Genomic DNA, 25210 nt, shown 5'->3' with positions numbered 1-25210 from the left:
GAATTCCCGCGTAACTGGGAATGGAATTTCCGTATTCCGAACGGAATGCAATTCGCGCAAGCGCGAATTGGAGGCGGCCGCGCAAGCGCGATCACTCAGGCTGGCTACAGGAGGGGATGCATCACGCGCGGGCCTGTGTAGGGCTTGGGAATCCTAGCCACCACCCCCGCAACGAGAGTGACGGACCGTCGGTCCGCGCAGGTGCCGGCCCTGCCGCAGTGACGGGTTCCGCTGCGCTCCACCCTGACCCCTTCCCTACCCTCGAATCCAGCCGCTCACGTTCACCAATACCCCGCCAGCATACACGCCAACCCATCACTGTTGGACAGGATCCGATGATGCGTCATCCTGGGGAGTGAACGCGTGGAACGGATGATGCATCACGTACGTGTGCTGTGTAGTGTTTGGGTCCTGGCCGCGCCACCCCTGCCCCCAGTCAAAAACTACCGGCTGAATTCAGAATTGCGCGGCCCGAAATAGCTCAGCCACAGAAAGGAAGCTCCGATATGGGACCGGTTGAATTCGACGTGCGGAGGTACCGGAGCCGTCCGGCCCCCCAGGGCCGGGTGGCGGAACCGCCCACCGGTGCCGGCCACGCTTCCTTGTGGTTGATCGTCACGGTCGACACCACCCGAGACTCAGAGCCGCTGCTGCCGTCCACGACCCGCACAGGGGCGCGGTGCCGCACGCGAAGCCGCCTCAGCCATCGACGGATCGACCAGTGGCGCCGCAGAACGCCGTCCACGGGCGCGTGGGGAACCCGCTGACCCCCAGGGCCGTCGACCGCCCGGGGCGCGGCCTCCGGGGCGCCTGGGGGCCTTCGCGGGTGCGGTGGTCATGCGGGCCGGGTGGCGGCTGTGGGACGGCACGCCCCAGGAGCTGCGTATCACCGGTTGTGCTGGTTGGTGCCGTCGGTGGCGGGCCAGGCCCACGCGAGTGACGCCTTGGTCCCGGCCTCGCGCGCGCGTGCGTCTTAAAGAAAAGAGGGACCTCGGAGAAAACCGGCTCTGACCTGGGCTTTTACGGAAGGGGATGTGTCGGCGCTGACACATTGACCTGCGGAAATGTGTCCGTGGTGCCACATCGACACCCGCATTTGCCAACTCTGCTTGTACAACTGTGGAACGTTGCTGGTGGGAGCCGGTTTTCAGGAAACACCCCTTGAATCCACTGTGTCGGCATCGACACCAAAGCGCCACGCCAGCGTGTACAAATCTGCCAACTGAGCTTGAACAACTGCTAGGGTCCGGCGCGACCCCCAAGATCGAGGACAGGACCACCGTCGATGCCCCGCCAGCCCAAGCGCCCGACCGCCGGCCGCGGCAAGGGCAAGATCACCGCCGTTCCGCCCGGTGGTGACAGCGCCTTCCGCGAGACCCTGTCCTCCCGGCTGGGCAAGGACATCAAGCCGCCGACGCGTAAGCGGCCGGTGCAGCAGATGGACGTCAACGTCCGGTACACCTATCGCGCGCCTCACGAGATGTACGGGCGTTCCGGCTACAGCGTGGTGTCCAACGACTTCCTCTCTGACGTCCTGGCCGTGCTCATCGCCCAGCACGGCATGTCTCCGATCCAGTCCGCAGTCCTGCTGTGGTGCATCGGCCGGCAGCGCGAAGGCTGGCTGCGCGCCACGCACAAGAAGATCGCCGACAGGCTGGGCGTGGAACGGTCGAACGTGACCCGGGCGATCGGCCGCCTCGAGGAATGGCACATGATCCAGCGCGTGGACACTGGGCTGATCTTCGTGAACCCGATGCTCGGGTTCGAGGGCAACGGAGACGTGCAGCGCGAGATCCTGGACGCATTGCGTGACGCGGACGGGAAGCTGCCCGAAGAGGTCTTCCCGGCCCTGAACGCCCCGCGGCCGCCGCGCAGCGTTCAGCTGGAGCTCGGTGCCGAAGACGGGGAAGATGAAGTGGTCGACGAGGAGGGGCGGGCATGCTGATCCAAGCGAGCGCCGGTTTCGGAATGCTGTACCGGCTGGACCTCACGAAGGCCGCGATGGAGCTGCTGAGCGTCCTCATCGAGCGCCAGGAGCCCGGCGGCGAGGTGAACGCCTCCCAGGCCGAACTAGGGGCGCGCGTAGGCCTGTCGCGGAACTCCGCGAACACGGCGATGTCGCTGCTGGAGAGCCGGAACCTCGTGCTGAGGCCCGAGGACCGCAAGTACCGGACCTACTACCTCCACCCGTACATCGCCTCGTACGCCTCCCAGGAGGAGCTGGAGGAGGCGATCGAGGACGCAGCCGAGCGCATCGAGGCCGGTGAACTGCCCGAGATCGCCGTCCCGCTGTACGAAACCGCGCCGCCCAAGCGCCAGAGTCAGCCCCTTCGGGCCGTCCGCGCCGCCGGATAGCGCTGCCCGCCATCACCCCCGGGTGATAACCGCCCGCGAAATGTGCCCCTGGCGCACAGGAATGTGCGCCAGGGGCACATTCGTCTCCCGAGCGGGGAGCACCCGGTGCGTACATCGCTCCTCTCCAGGGGAAACCCACAGGTCAGCGGCGCGCAGCCTGAGCAAGCGGTAGCACCAGGTAAACCGGTTTGTTCTGGTTCTCCAGAACAAGCGGCGACTGCCCCAGCGAGGGCGTACATCGTTCCCCTCTGCGGGAAACCCGCGAGGCAGCCGTCCCGCACGGTGGCGCTGCTGCCATCGTTTCGTGGCAGCAGCGCCACCGAACAGCGCCGTCGGTCAGCAGGCTCTGACCGACGGCGCTGCATGCAGCAGCCGTGCATAGATCTCGCCCGGAACATCGCAGATCTGCGATGTTATGCAGCCGCGGGGCCGGGCCCACGGCTGTGCTGACCGTCGCGGAGCAGCAGGCGCCAGCGGTTGGCAGCGCGTCCCGAGGCGCGTGCAGCAGCTGGCCGTGCTGCACCAGTCGGGGCCGGCCTGCTACCCGTGCAGCACCCGTGTGCCGCCTGGCCCATGCAAATGCTGCGCTGCACCCGCGACACCGTCCTGTGGCTCTGTAGGTGAGAAGTGACTCCACTCGGTAGGTCAGTTCTGACTCCACCGAGGAGAGTTACGGGCAATGGCTACTTGCCCAGCCAGGAGCGGACGGCCATACGATCCACGCCGCCCTCCCGCGCAAACCCCGCCTCCGTTCGATCGCCAGCGGAGATCAATTGTCGGGCGGCCTGACGGAGACCGGCCAACGCCACGACCTCGGCGGTACGCGCCGCGACGCGGGCGGCGGCCAACTCGGCGATCACACTGTCGGGCCCCTCGGCCATCAGCCGGTATGCCGCGGTGAGGGCGGCTTGGGCCTCTTCCTGGTCATCCGGGTTGGGGTAGCGCTCCTCGATCTCGTCGGCCGCCTTGAGTAGGTCGGTGATCTGCTCCGCATCGAGACCGTGGTCGTCACCGAGCCAGGCTTCGAGTTCGTGCAGCTGCATGACAGTCCCTTCCTGGAGCGCCCTTCGCTCCATCTGTAGAACACTCTACAGGAATCCCTGTAGAGTGGTCTACAGGTAGGTTCGGAAAAGGCTCTGCCTCTGACAGACACACGCTGGAGTCAGAACTCACCTACCGATGGAGTCGGTTGTCGCCGACAAAGCCAGTCCTGCTGCAACCCGACGACCACCACCAGGACCACGAGCAGCACCACCGCGACGACGGCCACCACCCACCGGAACCCACCGAACGACATCCCGCTGCACACCACCGGCGAGCAGCACGACCAGGAGCAGCAGCACCCCGTCGTCGCAGACCCTCGCCTCACACCTCACATCCTCACACCACACCCCACCCACCTGGGGAATCCGGCTGTGTGCCTCATAGCAACAGCTGGGCGGCAGCGGTCACATCCTGCCGTGCAGGGCGCGGCGGTCGCCGGACATCGCGTAGCGGCGGGCCGCGAGGCCGTGCTCGAGGGGCTCGCCGATCTCCTCGCACAGCAGCGCCAGGACGCCGGTCGCCGCCTCGGTGTCGGACAGGTAGGCCGGCGCGACTTCGAGCATCAGCTCGCCGATCGCGTGCGCGCTGGCGAAGAGGTCGTCAGTGAGCTGGCGCCCCGCGGCGACTACAGGATCCGCCGACGGACTGGCGGGCGGCGGAGGCGGGGCGGTGCGGACGTCACGGACGGCCTGGCGGACCACCGCGCGCACCGTCGGCTCATCGAGGGCCGTGAGGCCGCTGTGGGCGAGCGTGGCGAGTCGGCGGGTGATCAGCTCCGCGACGTCGCCGGAACGGCTGGAGACGTCGATCAGGGCGCGCTGGGACAGGCCGTAGTCGAGCGCGGCCGCGGCGCCCGGGTCGGTGTCTCGCGTGCGAGACGTCTCGGTGCCGGCGGTGACGGCGTCGTGGATGGCGCCCAGGGCGCGGGCGACGTCGAGCAGCCGGTACGCCTGGGCGCGGCTGATGCCGAACTCCGCCGTGCAGTACGCCTCCCACGAGCTCAGGCCCAGGGGGAGCCAGACGCGGGCGGCGTGCGCGTCGCGGACCCGGGCGGCGAGCACGGCGACGGAGCGCCGGACGTCGTCCATCGCCTCGCGCAGCCCGGCCGTCATCGCGCGGGCCTGCGCGGCGTCCAGCGGAGGCCGCACCGGTCCGGCGGCCTCGCCCTGGTCATCGTTGTGCTCGCTCACCCCTCCATCGTGCTCCGCGCCGAAGGGTCGGGCCAGGGCGGGGCAGGCGCGCGGAAGCGCGGGCGCAAGCTCCACCTCACAGCCATACCCTCCCAGCTCAACCCATGTAGAAGGCGGCGACGAAGCACAGCCGGCTCAGGGCATCGTCATCGCTGTCCTGCGGGCTGGTGTGGGCGTCGACCGCGTCGAGCAGGTCCTGGCCCGCCGCGTGCACGGCTTTGCGGGCCGCAGGCTCAGGAGACCCCTCCAAAGGTGCGCTGAGGCCAGCGACGGCAACTCCGGGACTGACGGCGTTCCCGAGGGGTCGGCCGAACTGCAGGCGCAGCCGGAAGTCGATTAGTCGGCGTCGGGCTGGCCCTCATTGCGACAGCATGTGTTCACGGCTCGGGTGGTTTGCCAGCCGAGGTTTCGATCGTGAAGGGGGATGCAGCATGGTGGTGGTCAGGTCTAGCCGGGTAGCGCCCCTGGGCTGGTGGCGCGCGCGGGCTATGGCCCGGTCAGCGGGGCTGCCGATGCAGCACTACCAGATGACCGCCGTCAGCCTTGGTGGCGTGCAGTACCAGATCAAGCGCGTCGACTCCAGCCCCGGCTGCCTGATGGTCTGGTGGCTGGACGGCAACCACAGGCTCAGGCTGATGATCCAAAAAAGCCCTGACACCCCATCGCCTGACACCCCATCGGGTGTGCGGCGCACCCTGGTGGGGGGGCTGATCTCAACGTATCGCCGCGGCGTGGGCCAGTAGTGGCCCACGAGACCGCCGAGGCTGCGGCAGCCGATCTGATGGACCGCTACTCGACCGCCGAGGCGGACGAAGCGGATCTGATGGACCGCTACCTGCACTTCGGCGACCCCTTTCTCTCAGCGGCATTCGGTGGAGCGTCACCGGAGCACCTTGAAGAGCGGGCCAAAGCGGTTCTGCGGGAGGCCGATGCGGAAGAGCTCCGGCCCCCCACGGACGGATGACCGACCGAGCAGATGCACACCGAGCGCCGCCGTCACCGCGCGCAGCGGCTCGCGGTGTCCGGCCTGACAGCGAGGACCTGGTCGTGACCGCCGCCGCCCGGCCCGGCGATGGCCCGGGAGCGGCCGTTTCCCTTGTCGAGCTGGGTTCACGCGGCGGCCCCCGGAGAGGGCGTAACGGCGGGCCGCTGGTGACTACTTCCCACGGATACGCGTTGCTGCCCGGGTGGCTACCGGTGGATACAGCCGTGGCTACGATGCGAAAACGCCCCGCTCCCCGGCAGCTGCAATGCCGGGGGGCGGGGTTTGTCACACGGCCGAGCGCGGACAGCGTCCGGGGGCGGAGTCAGCGGCGCCCGTCGTCGCCCATCACGACGTCACCGGTGAGGTTGCCGCCGCTGTGGCCGATCTGGTCACCGTGGACGATGCTCCCGCCGTAGGTGACGGAGCCGCCTGCCTGCTGCCGTTCGGCGCGGGCCTCCCGGAGGCTCTCCCACAGGGCGTCAGCCTGGCGCTCAGCCGCCGCGATTCGCTCTTCGTTGCTACGCATTTCTTTCCTCCTGTGTGTTGGGTGAGGGTGGTCAGATACCGAGTTGCCGGCGGCCCGCTTCGTACTGGCGCCGGACCGTGGACTGCTTGTCGGCGTCGCCGTGGACGGCGTCCGCAATCCTGCGCCAGGACAGGCCGCGCTCGTCACGCAGCCGGACCACCTGGACCGCGGCCCGAGCCTCCAGGACCCGGGCCAGTTCGGTCGCGAACCTCGTGGCCTGGAGATCCTGATGCTCGTCGCGGTCCTGCCGGGCGCCGCCCAGCAATTCCAGGGCGTAGGCGAGCTCGTCGCTCTCCACTGCCCGGGCGAGCCGGCCGTGCGGGTCGTCGGTGGCCTCCCATGTGATCTCGGCTGCGAAGCCACCGGTCTTGGTGATGTCGACAGGCACGTGAACATCCCCTTCAAGGTTCGTGCGCTTTGCGCACACCAAGACTGTGCCACAGGGTGTGCGCAATGCGCAAGTCCAGGAAGCCGGGCGGCGTGGATACGATGCGGAACGCCTCGCCCCGACAGCTGCAATGCCGGGGCGAGGCGTTGTCACCAGGTGGTTACCCGAGCCAGACGACTGGTGAAGAGGGACAGGCGGCGCAGGCCTGTTGACCCAGTAGGTCAGGGCAGCTGGCCGACGGTCGCGTGGCGTACGTCCTCGCCCTCGGGGTCATCGGCGTTGAACTGCCGGAAACCCCAGGGGTCGGCCGCGGCGGCGTCCAGGACGTCCCACACGGTGTCCTCTGCGTGCTCGGGCAGTGCCTCGAGGACCTTGGTGGCCGGAGCGGAGAAGCGGACCGCGTACGGCTGTCCGCTCACCGGCGCCTGCCGCGGAGCTCCGCCATGTCGATGAAGCCGCTGTCGTCGTAGCCGGAGGCGACGAACGCGTCGACCGCCGGGGCGGAGGCGATGAGGCCCTGCCACTCCTGGACGACCTCGTAGAGCGCGGCGAGGGAGAACGACTTGCGGGACTCCTCCAGCGCGGTCGCCCACTGCTACTCGAAGGCCGGCACCCACTGCGCGGCGCGCTTGTCGGCGCGCAGTGGGGCGAGGAGTTCGGCCGGCGCCCCGGGCGCGGGGGCGTACGGCGTGACGGGTGCGTGGTCGGGCTGCGCGCTCATCTGGTCCTCCCGGCGGGTCGTCACCTCACCGTACGCGCGCCGGGTGGCCGTGGATGCGGTCATGGGTGGATCCCCTCCTACTGGGTGCGCAGGGTGCGGGCGACGGCCTGGGCGTGCTCGCGCAGCGGGAGGTCCTGCCTCTCCCAGGTGGCCGCCACGTAGTTGAGGAGTTCGGCCGTCGCCCGCTCCGAGTCGCTCGGGTCGCTGGTCAGCAGCCGGTCGGCGGCGTACGCGACGTCGGCGGCCGGGGAGACGGGCCCCTGGTCGTCGACGGGGCGAGGGGCGCCGGTCAGCGTCAAGGTGTACTCGATGCCGGTGCGGGTGAGGGCGGTGATGGTGTCGAGGTTGAGCGGCCCGAAGGACGGCTGTTCGAGGGCGGCGCGGATGAAGTGCGGGTGGTTGCCGATCGCGGCGACGACGGCGTCCCAGGCGTAGGCGACCCGCTCAGCCTCGGGGTCCGGCTCCACGGTGGTCAGGGAGATTTCGAAGCCGGTGCCGTCGGCGTCTCGGAACCAGACGCTCTCGTCGCCGGGCGCGGCCGGGGCGACGAAGGTGATGTGCGGGCTGCTGCGCAAGGCGTCGGCGATACGGACAGCGTCGTGATCAGCGTCAAGCAGCGGGCTCTTGTCCCGGTCGATGGGCGGCAATTCGGTGGTCATGCTTTCGCTCCTATTCAGTAATCCAGATCCAAATAATCGATGTCGTTGATTTCCACGTCCGACAGTCCCATAGCGCGACCTCCGCCGTCCTGAAAATACACTTCCTTGAACCCTTCGGCGATGATTCCGCGCATGTCGTGGTCGCTGGCCCCGGAGTCGCGGGCGTCGAACAGGCGCTGCGCGTACTCCGGAGGGAGATGCACGGTGAGTCGCCGGAACCGTCCGTCGTCGGTCGTGCCGACGGCGGCGGAGTATCCGAACCGGGCCCGGGTCTCCACCGTGATCCCGCCCGAGGCGGCGGCCTGCTTCTGCCGGCGCTTGCGCACCACCGGCTGCCAGCGGGCCTTGACCGTGTCGTCGATCTTCGCGGCGACGTCGGCGCGGGCGTGCTTGCGGGCGCCGCGCCGGTAGCGGTTCACGGAGTCGGCGGTGACCCCGAGTTCCGCCGCGACGGCCTTCGCGCTGCCGAACTGCTTGAGCAGGAACCCGATCTGGCCCTTGAGGGTCTTGGGCGGGTCCTTGGTGAACGCCTCGCGGTCGGCCCGCTCGATGGCGTCCTCGATTTCCCCCACCGTCTACTCCCCTTCGTCCAGGACGGCGTCGCCGCCCTTGATGTGGCGGGCCGGGTTCAGGCCCTTCTCCATGAGGTCGACCGCCCACAGCATCGACTGGACGCCCTCCAGCTTCGCCAGGCCGGGCGTGGGCCCGAGGCGGAACCCGCCGGGCTGTGGCTTGCCAGACGCGGCGTAGGGGAGGAAGTCGAGCGGGCTCTCACCCGGCGAGGGGTAGACGACGCAGTCGGAGAGCACGGCGAGCGGGTACAGGCCCGTCATCTTCGCCATGTTGTTGAGCTTGCGGTGCATGTTGACCCGGGCCTTGCTGATGACGGCGGCCCGGATGTCGGGGCGCCACGTGGGCCGCTGGAGGGCCGGCCACGTCTCGCCCTCCTTGTAGTGCTTGCCCTGCGGGCGCTCACGGAGCTTGCCGACGCCGCCCTTGACCGTGGCCTTGATCGCGGACAGGACGGCGGCCAGGGCCGGGTCCTTCTGCTTGTGCTGCTCCATCGCCGCCAGGAACTCCACGTCGGAGAGGTCCTTGGTGACGCCCATGTCGGCGAGGGTGTCGACGTAGGCGGTCTTGAGGCGGTCGTGCCACGGGTCGAGGTACGCGCCGGTCTCGCGGCGCAGGTACGCCTCGATCGGGTGCACGTCGTGCCCGAGCTCCTGGGCGTAGGCGAGGGTGTGCGTCTGGTACCAGGCAGGTCCCGTCGGACGGCTGCCGTCCGGCGTGAACGGCGAGGGCAGGCGCGGGTCCAGCTCGATGTGGGACAGGTCGGCCAGCCAGCTCCCGGGGATCTTCGGGTTGAACTTCGGGGCGTGGAAGTGATCGGGGGCGCTGAGGCCGACGACCAGGCGGGCCGCGGCGGCGAGGAACGCCGTGTTCAGGTCCAGGCCGACCGCGAACGGCAGCGTGCACTCCTCATCGGACAGCGTCTCCACCGACCGCACCCACTGGTACGCCTCCTCGTTGAGGAAGCCGCCCGTCCAGCCGGAGTTCACGACGACGGGGTGTTCCGGGGTGGCCTCCGGCGGGGCCGGGTCCATCGGATCCGTCCCGAGCGAGCCGGAGTTGTAGCCGGACACCCAGTTCCCGGTCTCCGGCTCCTGCACGGCCTTCGTCGGCGGGCGCAGCGCCGTCATCAGCTCGAGGCCGGACACGGCGGTGGAGCCGCGCGGGGTGATGACCCGGGTCGCGTACACCCCCAGGACGCGGGCGATGTCGGCCGGCTCCATCTCGGCAACGCCGGGCCAGGACCGCTCATCGAGGGCGTCCCACGACAGAATCGCCAGCTGCACGCACTGCCGCTCACGGCCCTGCGCCTTGCGGTAGATCCGCGCCCACGGGCCGAACCCACGCTGGGTGAGCTGCCACTTCGCCTTCACCACCTGCTTGACCACGGGGTGGTCCTCCGGCAGGCGCAGGGAGCGGCGCTGCTCGTGGCCCTCCAGGCGCTCCGGCAGCCCGAGCTTCACCGCGGCCGCCGCCGTGAGCACGATCAGCGGGTCGCTGTCCTTGCCGTAGCGGTTGAGCTTCGCGGCCCCGAGGCCGGACTCCTTGAGGGTCCACTCCACCAGCTCCGGCACGGTGGTCGCCGGACAGTCCAGCACGACGCCGCCCACGGCGTACGCGGAGCCGTCGCCGTCCAGGACCGCGAGCGGGCCGTGCGGGAAACGCGGGTCGACGGCGGGCCTGGCCGCCTTCTTCGCGGCCGGGCGCCGCGACGTTGCAGCGGGCCGGGCGGGCGCACGCTCCGACTCCGGGGCCGCCTGGACGGCGGGGGCCCGCGGCGCGACCGGCTCCGGCGCGGGCGCAGCCGGACCGGAGAAGGTCTCCGGGACCGGCTGCGGCGCGGGAGCCGGAGCGGGCGCGGCCACGGGGGCGGTGCCGTGGGCGGGGTACTTCGCCGCCCAGCCGTTCAGCAGCCGCTGGTACGCCTCCAGGCGCGGCGGCTTCGGCTCGGAGCGGCCGTTCTCGTAGTTCTTCACCGTCTGCGTCGTCGTCTTCAACGCGGTCGCCAGGCGCGCCTGGGTGATGCCGGCGGCCTCGCGCAGCCGGGCGCGCTCCGCCGGGGGCGGGAGCTGTGGCTCCTCCTCCAGCAGTGCGTCCACGCTCGCGAACAGCTCTTCCTCGGTTGCCATATGTCTCTACCTCCACCCCGAACACTAGCAGTATTTACCCTTTTATTTAACCCGTTTCTTAACTCGATCGGGCCTATCTGGTAGACTGATCTTGACGGGCTGAACAAGCATGAACGAGCGAACCCAAGGGGTTGCAGTGAAGGACGCGGACGTCACACCGGTCGTGCTGGCCCAGGGGCAGCACGAGGTGATCCTCACGTCGCGGATCCTGCCGACCTGGACCAAGGACGCGGTCGCCCAGGAGCAGCCGGTGGTGCTGCTCGTGGCCGGCCCGCCAGGGAGCGGGAAGTCCACTCTGTGCGATCTCCTGCTGGCAGTCCTTGACCGGCGGGGCGGCGCGGTGCTGGTCGGCCGCGACCTCTACAAGGCCGCTCACCCCCAGTACGCCGCACTCCTGCGCAGTGACGAGCGCACCGCCGGTGTGCGCGTGCGGCCGGACGTGCTGCGGTGGCAGGCGGAGGTTGAGGAGTACGTGCGCCGCAAGCACTTCGATGCGGTGGTCGAAACCCCTGTTGTCGATCCGGAACAGGCCCGTGCCTACCGGGACGCGGGGTACCGCGTCGAGGTGGTGGTGCTGGCTGAGGCGGAGGCCGTGACAGAGCTGAGCGTGCTGCAGCGCTATCTGGCCCAGGTCGCCGAGGACGGCGCCGGCCGGTACGTGTCCTGGGACAACCAAGGCCAGTGCGCGCGTCGCCTGCCGCAGTCGCTGGAGGTCATCGAGACCGAGAAGTTAGCCCACCGCGTGATGGTGGTACGGCGTGACCTTCAGGTGATCTACGACAACGAGCTGCCCGGACCTTCCACGGCGGGCGCGCACCGCGCGCTGCACGCGGCCCGGACGCGGCCGTGGACGGCGCCGGAGACCTGGCGGTTCCGCCGCCAGATGACCGGCCTGGAACAGCAGTGCCACCCGGCGGCGAGCACACCGGAGCGGCGGCTTGCGGTGGCCAGCGGTCTGGAGCGGGCTGCGGCGCTGGCCGAGCCGGTCCGCCGCATCGCCCAGCCCCTCATGGTGCCGCCCGGGGTCGACTACCACCGTCTGTCCGCCGACGAGCACCGGTTCGTCTTCGACGAACTGATCGTGCCGATGTACCTGAGCAACATCACCGCGCACGATCACCCGGTCGTGCTGTATGTGATGGGCCCGCAGGGAGCCGGGAAGAGCTACACGGCGCGGATGCTGCGCCGCGTACTTCGTGCCCGTCGGCCCACACAGATCGAAGGCGGCATGTTCAAGGCGGTGCACCCCGACTACCGCCGACTTCTTGAGGAGGAACCGCGCACGGCCTCCGCCCGAATCCGCCCCGACTACCGGGCCTGGCAGGAGAAGGCCGAGGCGTACGTGCGCGAGCGCCGCGGTGACCTGCTGATCGAGATTGCCCCGGACGACGTCGCCCACTTCCTCAATGGCGCCCGCCGCCACCATGCGGCGGGCCACCGCGTGGAACTGATCGTGCTGGGGGGCAGAGCAGCGGACAGCCGTCTGGGCATCGCGACACGATGCGCCGAGGTGGCCCGCATCGGCGGCACACCCCGCTTCACCTCGACGGCCGCCCACGAGGTGTCCTTCCACGTGCTGGCCGACGTGGTTCGCGCGGCCGAGGAAGCGCCGCACATCGTCGACTCCGTCTCTGTCATCCGCAGGGACCTGACCGCGGTTTACCGCAACGAGCGCACCCTGAGCGGGGTGTGGGCGCGGCCGCCGCAGGGCGGGCAGGTAGTAGAGGCCGAGCAGCAGCGCCGGTACACCCAGGCGGAGGCGGCGCGGTTCCTGGCCACGCTGCAGCGGGTGCAAGGTGAATTGCCGCAGTACCGGCAGGATCTCCGCGAGATTGCCGCGCTGGCCTGGCCGCTGATGCCCGCTCACCTCCAGCCGCGCGCCGTCGCCGCGACGATCCCCGTGACGGCCCTGCCCGTCCCCCGCCAGCACGGGAGCGGTTACTGGCCCTTGAGTTCCTTCATGCGGGCCGCGTAGCGGGCCGCGATCTCGTCGACCTCGTTCTCGTCGGCGTCCTGCAGGGCACGCTGGTCGGCGGCGCACGCCGCCAGAGCGTCCCGCAGGAGCTTGAGACGTTCGGGATCCGCAGAGCCGGCGCGCCGCTCGGTGATGAGCTGCTCGGAGTACCAGGAGCTGACCTCCTGCACCAACTGCTCGACGGCCTCGGGGGTCACGGGTTCAGACACGGGGAACATCCTTGAGGTATCGGTGATGGGCCGTCATTGTCCTTGGCTGAGGTGCCGTGTTGCCCAAAGCCGCCGCGGAGCACCGAGCGGGGCGCATAGATTGCTACCCGTTGGTGATCTTTCTTGGGGGTGTCGTGGCGCGGGATCTGCGGATGCTGTTCGGGGCAAATGACCGCTCGGTGGAGGCCGAGGAAGCGTTCACGAACCGCCAAGCCCAGTGGCAGGCCGTCGTCGCAGCGCTCACCGACCATCTGCAGCGCGTCGCCGACCCCTCGTTCGACGTCGAGGACTTAGCCAGCCCGCGGCACAACGTTCTGGTCGCCCACGGGGTCGGCGGGATCGGGAAATCGACGTTCTCCCGCAAAATCGAGGCGTCGCTCACCCAAGCGGGCGGGCGCCCCGCGCAGTGGGCCGCACCCGCGTGGCCGATCGAGCGGCTGTTACCGGTGCGCATCGACCTGGCCCGCTCCAGCGGCATCGACTTCGAGCGGGTGGTGCTGTCGATCCGCCTGGCCGTCGCCGCCCTGGGGCGGCCGATGCCCGCCTTCGATCTGGCGCTGCGCCAGTACTGGGAGCGCAACCACCCGGGCGAGCCGCTGGAGGAGTACCTGCGGCGCGGCGGAATGTTCAGCCGGTTCAGCAACGCGGTCAATCTGCCGGGCCAGCTGCAGTCCGCGCTCGCCGACGTCGCCGGCGCCCTGGCCCTGCCCGGCACCGTCGGCGGCGCCGTCGGCCAGCTCACCACCGCCCTGGTCGGCGCGCTGCGCGAGCGGCGACAGACCGTACGCGCGCTGGCCGGCTGCAGCCGCCTGGCCGACATCCTCGAAGCCGAACCGAACCTGGAGACGCTGAGCTTCGCCGCTCATCTGCTCGCCTGGGACCTGGCCCAACTCCCCGCCGGCCAGCGGGTTACCCCGGTGATTTTGTTCGACAGCTTCGAAGAGGTCGGGGACCGCACCCATCGCGACTTCGAACGGCTGCTACAGAACATCGTGTGGCTGATGCCAGGCGCCTTCTTCGTGATCACCGGGCGGGACCGGCTGCAGTGGGCCGAGGACGGCCTGCAAGGACAGCTCGACTGGACCGGCCCCACCGCCTGGCCCGGCCTGGCCGCACACGTGCCGGGCGCCCGCACACACGGCGGCCCCGCCGTACGGCAGATCCTGGTCGGCGACTTCTCCCCCGAGGACTGCGACGACCACCTCGCCCGCCGCCTGGCCCACAACGGGCAGCCGCTGATCGGGCCGGCCCTGCGCCAGGCCATCACCGAACGCTCCCACGGCCTGCCCCTCTACCTCGACCTGGCCGTCATGCGATTCCTGGAAATACGGCGCAACGGACGCGTGCCGCAGCCGGACGACTTCGGCGACTTCCCCGCCCTGATCTCCCGCACCCTCAACGACCTGACCAGCGACGAACGCCACGTCCTGCGCTCGGTGTCGCTGCTGGACGCGTTCTCGGTGCCGCTGGCCACCGAAGCCGCCGGGCTCACCCACGATGCGGCGGCCCTGCGGCTGACCGAACGCCCCTTCATCCGCGAGGACCTCACCGGGCTGTGGCCCTTCCACCTTCACCAGGTGGTGCGCTCCGCGATCCGCACCGCCGAGGACCGCACCGACGACCGGTGGTCCGAGCAGGACTGGCAGCGGGCCGCGCTGCGTGCGCTGTCCGCCCTCGGGCAGGAGTGGGCTCATGGGCCACGCCGCGAGCGAACCGTGCTGATCGGTGTCCTGCGGCAAGGGCTGCGGCTGGCCCGGGACGTCAACCTCGTCGACCTTGGGTGGCTCACCGAGGCCGCCTTCTCCTACGTCGACGACTCCGTGTGGGAGCCGCTCGCACCGCCCGCCCACGGCCACGACAGCGCCGTGCTGGCGACGCCGGCCGACGCCCTGGTCGAAACACTCAGCGCCCTGGCCCGCCGTCAACGCGAGCACCGAGCCCGCACCGTTCAGCGGCTCACCGCCGTCATCGACTCCGGCCTGCTGCCCGCCGAGCTGCAGGAGATGCCGGTCTACTACCGGGCCAAAGCCCTCCGCGACATCGGACAAAGCGCGGACTCACGCCGCGGATACCAGCAGGTCGCCGACAGCGCCGGCCGCCTGGCCCCAGCCGCGCGGCGCGGCCTTGCCCAGGCCGCCCGACTCGCCGGAGACTTCCCCACCGCGTACGCCACCGCGCAAACCCTGGGCTGGGAAGGCCGCCACCAGCGCGTACTGGGCGACCTCTGGTGGCTACAGGGAGAGCCGGCACGCGCGGCCGCCGCCTACCTGGCCGGGCGCCTCGAAGCCGAACAGCACGCAAAAGCCGGCGAAGCCGCACACAACCAGGCCCTGCGCGCCCTCGCCATCGCCTTCTCCGACCCCCGCCAGGCCGACGACGAACTCGACCTGGCCGAACAGCTCCTCACACATCTCGACCTGCGCGCCACCACGATCAACGCGGCAATCGCCGCCCTCATCCGCGACGCCGGCAACCCCACGCTCGAAGACCGCGTCCGCGCCCTGCGCACCGAGCTCGACGTCGCCGGCCTCACCTCCACGACACCCACCCTCGAGCTGGCCCTCGCCTTCCACCAAGCCATCCTGGAAGACCATCAGGCGCTGACCGCCACCATCTCCCGACTGCGCGAACTGACCCAGGGCAGGGACTACGCCTACTACATCGACATCGCCCACTTCATGGCCGATCTCCCCCTCGCCGACGCGTCGCCGGCGCGGTGGCTCGACGGACCGGAGACCACGCGCAGCCGCTGGCGATCCCTGGTCACCGCCCGCCGCGACCACCTGCACCTCGCGCAGTGAGCCGACGGGTCTGGCGCGTACACCGGCAGGACGTATGACCGCCTGCGGTGGCATCACGCCCGAACCGGAGGGCCGGACCGGGGTCAGTTCGGATTCAGCGGTGCGATACCGGTCCCGAGGTAGAGGTCAGGCTCGAGCGACAGCACGGTGACGGGGTCGCCCGCCTTGACCGCGTGCCAGGCGATCGCCGCCGCGTGAGCCACCGGCCAGTCCACGCCCGGCCAGCCCATCGCATCCACCGCGTGCGCGGTGGTGAACGGCACGCTCTCCGCGAACCGCAGCCCGGCCGCGTGCTGACCCGCACCGGCCTGCCGGCGTTCAGCGGCCAGGACGGACAACGACGGGACCAGGACGCGGCCCGTGCCACGTGAGGCCTCAATGTACAAGCCGGTGAAGAACGGGTCCGCCCGGTACAGAGCGGCCAAAGCAGTGTGGTCCAGAACAGCCGTCAAGCTCATGCGGCGGCACTGCCGCCCTGGTGGGCACGGATCTTCTCCCACGCGTCCGTCCCGGCCTGCTGCACCTGCTCGGTGTACTCCACCCCGAGCTCCTGCGCGGCCTCCAGGGCGCGCTGCTCGCGCTCGGCTTCGGTGAGCTCACGAGCGGCGAGTTCCTCCAGCAACTCCGTGATGGTGGTGCCGCGCTCCGCCGCGAGGATGCGCAGCCGGTCACGCACGCCCTCGCTGGTCTTGATGCTGGTCGGCTTGTCCATACCGGCATTCTACCGGCGGTAGAACTCACGGTCATGAGATCTGCCGATCCGCACGAGACAGCAACGCCGGGCAAGCCCGCCCCTGCCGCCCTGGCTGCCGGCCGGACCCCGTCCGTGCCGCCGTCCGGTCCGGGTTTCGGCGTTCCACGGCGCGACCGGGGGCTGGTCGGGAAGGCTGAAAGCCGTGGCTGACGACACCAACACCGAGACGTGGCCGGGGTACACCCCGGAGGAGATGCATCTGCCGCCCGACCTGGTGGAGCGGATCAAGCTGGTCTGCTCCCTGCCGCACCTGCCAGTGGCCGAACGCCACTCCGAGCCGGGCGTGACCCTGGAACGCGGGGGTGCCTGGCGGCCGGGCGAACCAGCCGACCACGTCATCGTGTCGTGGAACTGCACCACCCGGCTCCTGGACGCCTGCGAGAACCAGGAACCCGCCGCACCGCACGACGACGACTCGGCACCGGCCCGAGCGCCAACCCGGCCTCCCCTGTCGGGACCGTCGGCCCCCGCCTTCTGCCCGCCGAACGAAGCGAGCCCGGCGCACTCCTGGGGACTCCCGGCGAACCCGAGATGCAGCCACCGACTCCACAGCGGCGTGCCCTCGGAGACGGCTCTGCGCCGTCAGTCAGTTACGAGCCTGCGCCCCAGAGGTTCAGAAACAGTCACTTCACGTACACCGCCACCCGGCGACTAGGACCAGGACCGCGCCGATGTCCACCTGGCCCGCCGCCCGCTGTCCTGCCCGCCCGACCTAGCGTCACGAGCCCGACGGTCGTGTCTGCGATCGCAGACACGGTCACACGGACTATCTACCCTGGCATGATGGCTCAGGTGCAGAGATCACGAATAGGCCACTGACCTGCACAGCAATTGTTCACCAAGATAGTCTGGCCCTACCGTGTGGGTACAGACAAAACCTGTTCCGTTCCGTTCCCTTGCCAGCCACCGAACGGGTAAAGAGGCCGGATAAATGGAGGACGGGCCGTAGTCGACGGTCAAGAAGGCTTTTCCAACCCGGCCCTCATGGTAATCTTCGTGCATCGTCGACCCCGGGTGAAGCCCAGCTGGCTTCATCAAACGAGGGGAGGTGATGCACGGTGACAACCACCGGCAACGAGCCCGAAGCAAGGGCATCCGAGCCGGTGAGGACTACGCGTCAGAACATCAAGGACGCGGCACAGCTCCTAGTACGTGTCCTACAGGCCACGTACTACGTGGCCAGGATCCTCTGGCACTGGGAGTAGATGCAGTTAGGCCCGTACCAACGTTGCTGGTACGGGCCTAACTAAGGTCCACACCGGGTGGCCTCATGTCTAGCTTCGCGGGCGACGGCATGGGGCCACAGTCATGTCTTCGGTGGGTCGACTACATCGTACCACCGAGATTTTAAATTTCGCGCCTCCCATCAATGATGAAAATCTTTCGAATCCACGAGTATTTTTCGGTTGAGGTATGTGAAAACTCGTAGCGAATCGAATCTTTCAGCGCTACAGCAAAAAACCGCGCTAGTTTTGAGAGTCTACAAACGTAGCCCAACGTAGCCCTAATGTAGCTCCAACGTACTGGCAGCGTCGCGCCAATGTTCCGCACCCACATTACGAATCGTTCCGCCCCAACATTACGAATCATTCCAGATACGCCACGATCGGTTGATTTTTGCAGTCCGACAGGGACATGTATGACGCCCCGCTGACGCGCTCCGACGGGGGCCTCGTACGGGATTCTGCGCCCACCGCGCCCTGGTGCAGTGCCACCCCCGCTCCGGGCCTGTTCCAGGGAGCCGAGGCGTACCGTCGCAGCGTCACGGCCCGCAAAGGCACCGACCCCGGGCACGCCGCCATGCTGCGCAGGCCATCCAGGAGTGGGACGAGCAGCACAGCAGCACCGGCGCCCCGCAGTCGTCGACCGCCTGAGACCTTGCTCCCTCCTCCCCGGCGTACGCGGTCGGGAGCTGGCTGATCATCCCGCTGACACGGCCTCAACCCCCGTGGCAGGGTGCGGTGATCGGACCGGCAGACAAAGGGGGGCTTCCGTGGAGATGCGGAACGCACTGGTCGGCGTGATGAAGGAGGCGTACACCTCAGGGCTGGGCGAGGGAACCGTGCCGCGCCCGGTCATGATGCCGCTGGTACGCGGCGAGCTGGTCGGGCTGGTCTGGGTCCGCCCCCTCCGGGTCGGCCAGGACGCCCTCGCCGGGATCGCGGAGCTCGCGAACATCGCCGCGTCGGCCGGCGCCGACGAAGTCGTCCTCGCCTGGGAGACCCACGACGTCGCCACCGCGTGCAACCTGCCCGTCGTCGGCCCCGGCCCCGTGCCTGAACATGGTCGCCGCCACGAAAGTCGGCCATGTGCTGCACCAGTTCCCCTACAGCGAGCAGCCCTTGTCCCGCAGCCCCGAGAGCTGGGTGTCGGTCTTCCCCGACTAGCGGCCGACCCCCGCGCCGCAGCCCGGCGGCGAGCTGGTGCCGCCCGTCCAGGCCGCAGTCGACTTCGCCTTCACCCCGATGGAGTCGGACCACCCCGACCCGTTCGGCGTCACCGTCGTCCTGATGGAAAAGGACGGCTACCGCGTGCACCTCACCGAAGCCTTCGACCGCTGATCCGGCGCGAAGGAAGAGGGAGAGGACAAGGCCATGCCCCGAGATATTGACGACGATGCAGCCAGCCGCATCAGCGATGCCGATGAGCAGCTCAGGAACACGGAGCTCCTGAACGTGGCCGACGAACTTGCCCAGGCCCGAGACATCCGCAGGGACCTCAGGAGGGTGGAGCGAGACCTTGCCCGCGCGAAATCCGTCGCCCGTGCTCGCGGCGCGGCCCTGTCAGTCGCGGTCGCCTCACTCTTGGCCGGCCTCGGCTGGACCATAGGGAACTGGGGAACACCCTCCAGGTTCATCGGACCCGACATCATCTGCGGCGTTCTGATCGTGCTCTCCACGGCGGCCGCCGTGGTCGACCTACGCCGACGGGGCACCGAAGACAGCAGAGCCGAGCTGGAAGACAAACTCGATGTGAGGCAAGAGGCGCTGCGCATCGTGAGCGCGATTCGGTACCCCTCGATCACCGAGCGGCGCAGCCTGTACCGCGAAGACGTCGCCGGGGTCATCGAGCAGCACCGGACCGACAGCCGCAGGTACCGGCGCACCCACAACACGCTGCAGAACCTCATCATGGCCGGCTCCACCACCACGACCACCGTCGCTGCTCTGGACACCGGCAATGAGCTGACTTGGCAGAACATCACGATCATCGCCATCGGCTTTACCGTCACCTTGGCGGCAGCGTTCACCGGCTACTACAAGTTCCGCGAGCGCAGCTACTTCCTCCAGCAGACCGCCGACGCCATCGAGGAAGAGGCCAACGCGGTCGCCCTCGGCATCGGTCCCTACAAGGACTTCGGGCCCGATCAGGAGCAGGAGGCGCTGAAAGTGTTCACCCAGCGCGTTGAGGACCACCGCAACGAGCAGCGGCGCCGCCAGCAGCAGCTGGACCAGCCCGCCGACCAGGCCGCGCCCTCCAGCCAGCCGCCGGCGGCCTGACCCGGCCCGCAGTCTCGCGACTACGGGTCCGGGGCCAGGGGGTCTGACGTCTGCTGCGTACTTCGATCGGATGATCGTCCAGAACGCGGTCTAGTGCCACGTAGTCACTCAGCGGACAATGCATGCGACATTCTGTTGTCAAAGGGGGGCCGAAATGGGCGTTCTGTGGCAGTTGGAGCCAGCGACTGCAGCCAAGCACCGGCTGTACAAGAGCTATTTCGACGCGTGGTGGCCGATCCTGCTCCAGCCCAGCGGCCGAACCGGCCACCGTTGGTCGAAGGTGACGTTCCTGGACGCGTTCGCCGGACCGGGCCGGTACGAGGGCCGCGAGGAAGGCTCACCCGTGTTCAACCTGCGCCGGCTGCTCAACCACGACTTGGTGCACAAGATGGACCTGTCCCGGGAGCGGGTGCAGCTGATCTTCATCGAGAAGGACCGTGCCTGCTACGAGCACCTGGTGAACGAGCTGCACGAGAACTTCGGGCCGCTGGACCGGCTGCCGGTGCGGGTAGAGGTGCGCCAGGGCGAGGCCGGCCGGGACAGCGAGCGGATCCTGACCGAGCTGAATGCCTGGGGCAAGCCGATCCTCGGGGTCTTCGACAGCTGGGGCAGCGTCAACACCCCCCTGACCGTGATGGGCCGCATCGCCGCCAACCCGTCCAGCGAGGTCATCGTCACCTTCGGGCCGAACTGGTTCAGCCGCCGCAAGGAGCTCAACGAGGACATCGTCGACGGCGTCTTCGGCGGCCGCCAGTACTGGACACACGTGGCAGCGGCACGGGACGGCGAGGAAATGTGGCGGGCCTGGCTGGACAGCTACCGCAAGGCCCTGGAACGCGTCGGCTTCGAATTCCGCCTGCAGTTCGAGGTCGTACCCAAAACCGGGCAGCCGCTGTACCTGGTCTTCGGCACCAAGCACCCCCGTGGGGTGGAGGTGATGAAGGACGCCATGTGGAAGGTCGACAAGAGCGACGGCATGCGCTTCCGGGACCCCCGGGTCCGCAATGCCATATCGGTGGGACAGACATCGCTGTTCGACGAAGGCGAAGTCGTTGACCCGGAGTTGCTGACGCTGGTGAAGCAGCGCCTGCGCCTGGGGCCTGCCACCCTGGAGCAGATCGAGCAGTGGCTGCTGCTGGAGACCTCGCAGTGGAGGGCCCGGGACGCGAAGAAGGCGGTCCAGGCCCTGGACCGCGACGGCCAGTTGGTCATGCCCGCCGGCCGTCTCACGAAGGCCAGCGTGATCAGCCTGCGGTGACAGGCTCCCAGGTCGGCATCTCATCCCAGGTGCGGCCTTCCAGCTCGCGTCCAAGAGTCTTGGGAGTGCGGCCGCCCCACTGCTTGAAGAAGAACGCCACGCCGGCATCCGCGCATGTGTCGCGGATGCCGGTCACCCATTCCTCCTGCATCGGCCGGAACCGTGGCCCGGACTCGCCGCCCGCGATGACCCAGTCGATGCCGGTGACATCCAGGCTGTCCAGCGGACCGAGTAGGGGCTCGCACGACAGGAATCGCACCGCGGATGGAACCTGGCGCAGGTCGTCGACCCGGGCGAGCTCCTTCTCACTCTCCACCGACACCCCCATCCACAGGTTCGCCGGCCACTCCAGCCGGTCGGCGACCTGCCGCAGCCGCCGGGCCCGTTTGGTCAGCACCTGGTACGTGTGCTGCGGGGTATCAGCCATCACCTGGAAGACCTGCCGCACGAAGTCCAGCGGCACCCGGGCGTGGAACAGGTCCGACATCGAGTTCACGAAAACCGTCCTGGGGCTGCGCCACCCGTACGGAATCCGTAGGGCGTCCGGATGCACCGTCAGGCCGAAGCCCGGCCCGGACGTCCGCGGGTCGCCGTCATTCTGGTACTTCACCTGCCCCATGGCCTTCAGCCGCTTGGCCAGCGTCATAGCATAGCAGTTGTCGCACCCCTCCGAGACCCGGTCACAACCGGTCGTCGGGTTCCACGTGGCCTCGGTCCACTCAATCGCGCTGCGGTCACTCATCGGCCACTCCTCCCTATACCGCGGCCGCTCGCACCCGCGCCCGTGGTCTGTTGCATGCCCAACGAGCTGTCGCACCGCCGGACACCGATATCCAACCACCGGCCCTTCCTGGCCGCCGCCGAACCCTCCGAATAGAACATATGTACGCTTCCATGGTTGATGGCACAACGGTGCAAAACACTCACAACCCCCGTGCGGCCCCGCTCTCGTGGCTCAACGCCCACTCCGCATAGCCGCACGGGCACGGGCCACACCCACCGCGTACGGGGCCGGGGCCACGTCGGCCGGCGCCTGGTCCGGCACGGGCCGGTCGGCCAGCAGCGCGGCCGTACGGGCCGCCAGTAGGCCGTGTGGTCACGGCCATCCCATCCGGGCTATCCGAGGAACCGCCGGTCATGCCGTCTGGCCGAACGGCTGCTGCGAAGTCTCCCGGGAGACAAGCCCTGCCTGCTCGGCTCGGGCGCGGCGCAGGGCCAGCGCGCGGGTGGCGTCGGATTCACGGCGGCGCTGAGCGCGAGCAGTGTCGATTGTGGTCGGCTGGTCGGCCGACGGCGGTTGTGTCTCGGGGAACGCCTGGGCGCTGAGCTCGCGCAGGGCGCGGTTCTGCCGCTCGAATGCCTCCGCGATGGCCGGGTCAACTCGGCTGGCTGGGCGGGCGTTCTGGTGCGCGGCGAGCGCCTGGCGGTAGCCCTCGCAGGCCGTCTCCATCGTCTTCTCCGGCCCCACTGGCGCTGTCCGGGTCGGCTGCGTGACGTCGGCCGGATCGGTCACGGGAACGGCCCCGGGCGCGAGGATCCGCAGGGTGCGGACGACCGCCTTGCCCGCCGACGTGTTCGCGGCTGCGATGACGCGGGCCTGCTCCAGGCGCAGCTTCGTCGCCCAGGCCGCCGATTCCGGGCACAGGCTCAGCCGCCCGGAATCCGCGTCGTAGCCGACGGCCGCGACGTGCCCGGCGAGGTCGGGGGCGATGGCCGCCCACCGGTCGCGCAGGCTGGCGCCGGCGGCCGGGAGCTCCCAGGCCCGCTCGGTGACCAGGGCGCCGATCGCGGCACCCAGCCCCATCGGCTCGCGGCCGTCACGCCGGACGACCCCGGTTGCCCGCGCCTTCGCCTTCGTCGTACGGCCGCCGTTCTTCCGCGCCGCCTCCTGTGCGGCCCGCAGCGCGACGCGGGCCAGGTCGACACCGGACACTTCGCCGCTCACGCCTGCCCCCAGGTGGTGTGCCCCAGCACCAGGTGGTGGGTGCCCGCCAGGCGCTGCGCCTGGTCGACCAGGCGGTTGCTGAACAGGCGCCGTGCCAAGGTCTCGCCGTGGACGTCGATGTGGTCGAACACGACCTGGTGGTCCTTCATCGCCCGTACCCGCCAGTCGCGGACCTGCTCCGGGTTCAGGTCCTCGAGGACCAGCTGCTGGTCGACGTCCTCGCCGTCGGGCTCCGGGGTGGCAGCCGGGCGCGGGGCGGGCAGCGCGACCGGCGCGGCGGCGACCTGCGCGGCCGCGGCTTCGGCGCGGGCCTGCACGGCCGCTGCCTGCCGGATCCGGACCTGCTCCCACTCGATTGCGCGGGTCCACGCCTGGGCGGTCACGGTCTCGTGCAGCTGCCGCTCGGTGGCCGCAAGTCGCTCCTCCGGCGAGGCGTGCGGCATCGCAGCGTCCACGGTGGCCGCGACCTGGTGCCGCCGGTCACGCCGGTCGGCGCGCACGTCCTGGCAGGTCTCGCACACGCCACCGGTGTCCAGCCGCAGGCCCTCGTCGCACCGCACGTCACCGCAGTTCTGGCGCTGCGGAAGGCCCCGGCTGACCAGCCAGCCCACCGGGTCTGAGATCGGCGAGCCCAGCCGGTTCTGTTCGTCCAGGCGCCGGGTCAGCCGGTCGGCGAGGACCTTGGGGGCATCGGTCCGCCCGGCGTGGCCCTCCACCGTGACCAGCGCGGTGCGCACCGCGCCTTCGACCAGGCGGCGGGCGGCTGGGCGCTCCAGGCGCGCCCACAGGAGTTGGACCGGGGCGAGAATTGCCCGCAGATCCTCCGAGGGCAGGGGCACCCTCCCCCGCGGCTGGCTGCTTGGGCCCGCACCGTCCCCGGCGCGCCCGGCCACGGCCATCCCCGGCCACTGGCCGGCCTTCCCGCCTTCGACGACGGGGGACTTCTTCGGCTGTTCCCCGCGCAGCGGGCCGCCCTCGCAGTCGACCAGCCTCAGCCGGTCAGCGACAGCAGCCTTCGTGGCCTGGTCCTCGCGCACGCTCGCGCGCTTCGGCCGATCACCGTACCCACCACGGCCTTCGCCGGAAAAGCCACCAGAGAGCGAGAGGGAAGAGACCTCAGTAACCACACAAGCGTGAGAGGCGTGAAGGTCTGCAGCAGCGGCGAGGTCTGAAAAACCCGCCCGCTCGCCCTCCCCGGCGCCCTCAATCCCAGTAACCACACGGGTCACCGCGTCCCCAGCCGTCTCATGATCGCTGCGTGCAGCAGCGGCGAGGTCTGAAAACACCGTATCGGCGGCCTCGCGGGCCTCCGGGACGAGCCGGCCGTGGGCCTGGGCGACCGGGAGCAGCCGCACCCGGCTGCGGGCGTTCAGACCGGACGCGGTCTCACGCCTCTCCACCGCCAGCGCACCCCGCTTCTGGAGCCGCTGGAGAACCTTCGCACCGGCCGCCGGCGAGCAGCCCAACAGCCGCCCAACCGTCGCCGCCGGACGCCCACGCCCCGCATCGACCGCGCCGGAGCACAGCCGCAGCCAGCCCTTGGAGTTCGACGCCAGCACCATCAGCAGCAGCCCGAGCCGGTCCGTCGCCGCCCCGCGCCCCGTACGGTCCGCGAGCAGCCCGGCCGGGGTCACCGACCCGTCCTCATGCGTCCAGCCCGGCGCGAACAGCACCTCGATCAGCCGCAGCAGCACCGCCAGCTCCGGCCGGGTCAGCGCCAGCGCGTGCCGCCGGTCCCCGGCCCGCTGCGCCCGGTACATCGGGATGACCCAGCACCCCAGGCCCGTGGCGTGCCCGACCTCGTTCGTCGTGACCTTCGATCCGAGCATTTCGCGGCCGCGCAGCTCGGGCAGCACCGTGTGCGCCACGGTCGACGCGGACACCCCCAGCCACCGGCCGAGCTCCTTGGTCCGGATGTCCGTCCGGTACCCGTGGCGCACATCGGCCTTCGCCGTCAGCACCACCGACGCCAGACGCGCCCCGTCGGACACCCCAGCCAGCGCCGCATCCGACACCAGCGACCGGACCGCGCCCAGCAGCCTCGCCCGCATGGTCTTCGACAGCCGGAGCGGGTTGCCCAGCTCCAGCTCCACCACCGGGCAGGCCTCCACCGCAACAGCCCGCAGCCCGCGGCCCCGGGGCCGCGGCATGGCAGCGGCCGACGCCGCCACGGCACTCACCGGTCCACCCGGACCGTCATC

General features: G+C 69.8%; 24 protein-coding genes and 1 pseudogene. 9 read left to right on the top strand and 16 right to left on the bottom strand.

All coding sequences use genetic code 11. The features are described from left to right. Nucleotides 1-1285 precede the first annotated feature (1285 nt). Together RWE79_RS00710 and RWE79_RS00705 are read left to right on the top strand one after the other, a co-directional pair. Nucleotides 1286-1945, top strand: coding sequence for a MarR family transcriptional regulator (locus RWE79_RS00710; RefSeq protein WP_475938043.1), 660 nt, complete (start codon nucleotides 1286-1288; stop codon nucleotides 1943-1945). Then, a complete protein-coding gene (locus RWE79_RS00705; protein ID WP_371099565.1) occupies nucleotides 1939-2355 on the top strand; it encodes a hypothetical protein in 417 nt (138 codons plus the stop codon). Before RWE79_RS00710 ends, RWE79_RS00705 begins: the two co-directional genes overlap by 7 nt. A 683-nt stretch (nucleotides 2356-3038) precedes the next feature. On the opposite strand, the gene RWE79_RS00700 is transcribed toward RWE79_RS00705, so the two are convergent. Together RWE79_RS00700 and RWE79_RS00695 are read right to left on the bottom strand one after the other, a co-directional pair. After that, nucleotides 3039-3398: a hypothetical protein gene (locus RWE79_RS00700; protein WP_475938042.1), complete on the bottom strand. Its 360-nt coding sequence runs from the start codon at nucleotides 3396-3398 to the stop codon at nucleotides 3039-3041. A 405-nt stretch (nucleotides 3399-3803) separates the two neighbouring features. Beyond that, nucleotides 3804-4589: a hypothetical protein gene (locus tag RWE79_RS00695; protein WP_475938041.1), complete on the bottom strand. Its 786-nt coding sequence runs from the start codon at nucleotides 4587-4589 to the stop codon at nucleotides 3804-3806. Between the two features lie 512 nt (nucleotides 4590-5101). Between RWE79_RS00695 and RWE79_RS00690 the strand changes: the two genes are divergently transcribed. Beyond that, entirely contained in the window at nucleotides 5102-5332 is a 231-nt protein-coding gene (locus RWE79_RS00690; protein WP_475938040.1) for a hypothetical protein, read from the top strand. Next, nucleotides 5332-5553 (top strand): hypothetical protein, encoded by a 222-nt coding sequence (locus tag RWE79_RS00685; RefSeq protein WP_475938039.1) that lies wholly within the window; start codon nucleotides 5332-5334, stop codon nucleotides 5551-5553. Before RWE79_RS00690 ends, RWE79_RS00685 begins: the two co-directional genes overlap by 1 nt. A gap of 343 nt (nucleotides 5554-5896) precedes the next feature. On the opposite strand, the gene RWE79_RS00680 is transcribed toward RWE79_RS00685, so the two are convergent. From RWE79_RS00680 to tap, 7 genes and pseudogenes are all read right to left on the bottom strand, one after another. After that, nucleotides 5897-6100: a hypothetical protein gene (locus tag RWE79_RS00680; RefSeq protein WP_475938038.1), complete on the bottom strand. Its 204-nt coding sequence runs from the start codon at nucleotides 6098-6100 to the stop codon at nucleotides 5897-5899. 31 nt (nucleotides 6101-6131) lie between these two features. Further along, nucleotides 6132-6488 (bottom strand): hypothetical protein, encoded by a 357-nt coding sequence (locus RWE79_RS00675; protein ID WP_475938037.1) that lies wholly within the window; start codon nucleotides 6486-6488, stop codon nucleotides 6132-6134. 221 nt (nucleotides 6489-6709) lie between these two features. Next, nucleotides 6710-6907 (bottom strand): hypothetical protein, encoded by a 198-nt coding sequence (locus RWE79_RS00670; RefSeq protein ID WP_475938036.1) that lies wholly within the window; start codon nucleotides 6905-6907, stop codon nucleotides 6710-6712. Beyond that, nucleotides 6904-7209 (bottom strand): annotated as a pseudogene (locus RWE79_RS00665) (DUF6247 family protein). Before RWE79_RS00665 ends, RWE79_RS00670 begins: the two are co-directional and overlap by 4 nt. A 77-nt stretch (nucleotides 7210-7286) precedes the next feature. Continuing rightward, complete coding sequence (locus RWE79_RS00660; protein ID WP_475938035.1) at nucleotides 7287-7868, bottom strand: hypothetical protein; 582 nt, start codon at nucleotides 7866-7868, stop codon at nucleotides 7287-7289. Nucleotides 7869-7882: 14 nt separating this feature from the next. Next, nucleotides 7883-8440, bottom strand: coding sequence for a telomere-protecting terminal protein Tpg (gene tpg, locus RWE79_RS00655; protein WP_475938034.1), 558 nt, complete (start codon nucleotides 8438-8440; stop codon nucleotides 7883-7885). A gap of 3 nt (nucleotides 8441-8443) precedes the next feature. Further along, complete coding sequence (tap, locus tag RWE79_RS00650) at nucleotides 8444-10567, bottom strand: telomere-associated protein Tap (protein ID WP_475938033.1); 2124 nt, start codon at nucleotides 10565-10567, stop codon at nucleotides 8444-8446. Nucleotides 10568-10703: 136 nt separating this feature from the next. Between tap and RWE79_RS00645 the strand changes: the two genes are divergently transcribed. Continuing rightward, nucleotides 10704-12542, top strand: a complete 1839-nt coding sequence (locus RWE79_RS00645; protein WP_475938032.1) for a zeta toxin family protein — start codon at nucleotides 10704-10706, stop codon at nucleotides 12540-12542. On the opposite strand, the gene RWE79_RS00640 is transcribed toward RWE79_RS00645, so the two are convergent. After that, a complete protein-coding gene (locus RWE79_RS00640; protein ID WP_475938031.1) occupies nucleotides 12506-12751 on the bottom strand; it encodes a hypothetical protein in 246 nt (81 codons plus the stop codon). The genes RWE79_RS00645 and RWE79_RS00640 overlap by 37 nt on opposite strands. A 113-nt stretch (nucleotides 12752-12864) precedes the next feature. On the opposite strand from RWE79_RS00640, the gene RWE79_RS00635 reads away from it, so the two are divergent. Further along, nucleotides 12865-15552, top strand: coding sequence for an ATP/GTP-binding protein (locus RWE79_RS00635; protein ID WP_475938049.1), 2688 nt, complete (start codon nucleotides 12865-12867; stop codon nucleotides 15550-15552). A gap of 83 nt (nucleotides 15553-15635) precedes the next feature. Here RWE79_RS00635 and RWE79_RS00630 read toward each other — a convergent pair whose 3' ends face one another. The 3 genes from RWE79_RS00630 to RWE79_RS00620 all read right to left on the bottom strand — a co-directional run bounded on the left by RWE79_RS00630 (nucleotide 15636) and on the right by RWE79_RS00620 (nucleotide 18533). Further along, a complete protein-coding gene (locus tag RWE79_RS00630; RefSeq protein WP_475938030.1) occupies nucleotides 15636-15977 on the bottom strand; it encodes a PIN domain-containing protein in 342 nt (113 codons plus the stop codon). A 29-nt stretch (nucleotides 15978-16006) separates the two neighbouring features. Then, nucleotides 16007-16264 carry a hypothetical protein gene (locus RWE79_RS00625; protein WP_475938029.1) on the bottom strand — a complete coding sequence of 86 codons (258 nt, stop codon included), beginning with the start codon at nucleotides 16262-16264 and terminating at the stop codon, nucleotides 16007-16009. A gap of 2083 nt (nucleotides 16265-18347) precedes the next feature. Then, nucleotides 18348-18533, bottom strand: a complete 186-nt coding sequence (locus RWE79_RS00620; protein ID WP_475938028.1) for a hypothetical protein — start codon at nucleotides 18531-18533, stop codon at nucleotides 18348-18350. Between the two features lie 196 nt (nucleotides 18534-18729). Between RWE79_RS00620 and RWE79_RS00615 the strand changes: the two genes are divergently transcribed. From RWE79_RS00615 to RWE79_RS00605, 3 genes are all read left to right on the top strand, one after another. Continuing rightward, entirely contained in the window at nucleotides 18730-18867 is a 138-nt protein-coding gene (locus tag RWE79_RS00615; protein ID WP_475938027.1) for a hypothetical protein, read from the top strand. A gap of 33 nt (nucleotides 18868-18900) precedes the next feature. Then, the gene (locus RWE79_RS00610) at nucleotides 18901-19806 is read left to right on the top strand and encodes an SLATT domain-containing protein (protein ID WP_475938026.1); all 906 of its coding nucleotides are present in this window, start codon (nucleotides 18901-18903) and stop codon (nucleotides 19804-19806) included. 154 nt (nucleotides 19807-19960) lie between these two features. Next, on the top strand, nucleotides 19961-21064 hold the full coding sequence (locus RWE79_RS00605) for a three-Cys-motif partner protein TcmP (RefSeq protein ID WP_475938025.1): 1104 nt from the start codon (nucleotides 19961-19963) through the stop codon (nucleotides 21062-21064). On the opposite strand, the gene RWE79_RS00600 is transcribed toward RWE79_RS00605, so the two are convergent. The 3 genes from RWE79_RS00600 to RWE79_RS00590 form a co-directional block, all read right to left on the bottom strand. Continuing rightward, a complete protein-coding gene (locus RWE79_RS00600) occupies nucleotides 21051-21806 on the bottom strand; it encodes a DUF5131 family protein (protein WP_475938024.1) in 756 nt (251 codons plus the stop codon). The two genes, RWE79_RS00605 and RWE79_RS00600, sit on opposite strands and share 14 nt — an antisense overlap. Before the next feature lie 393 nt (nucleotides 21807-22199). Next, nucleotides 22200-23009: a DciA family protein gene (locus tag RWE79_RS00595; RefSeq protein WP_475938023.1), complete on the bottom strand. Its 810-nt coding sequence runs from the start codon at nucleotides 23007-23009 to the stop codon at nucleotides 22200-22202. Beyond that, nucleotides 23006-25105, bottom strand: a complete 2100-nt coding sequence (locus tag RWE79_RS00590) for a hypothetical protein (protein WP_475938022.1) — start codon at nucleotides 25103-25105, stop codon at nucleotides 23006-23008. Before RWE79_RS00590 ends, RWE79_RS00595 begins: the two co-directional genes overlap by 4 nt. Nucleotides 25106-25210 lie beyond the last annotated feature (105 nt).

This window comes from Streptomyces sp. RLA131 (assembly GCF_056270125.1).
Note: the sequence above shows the minus strand (reverse complement) of the source record. Positions and strands in the feature narration are given on the sequence as shown.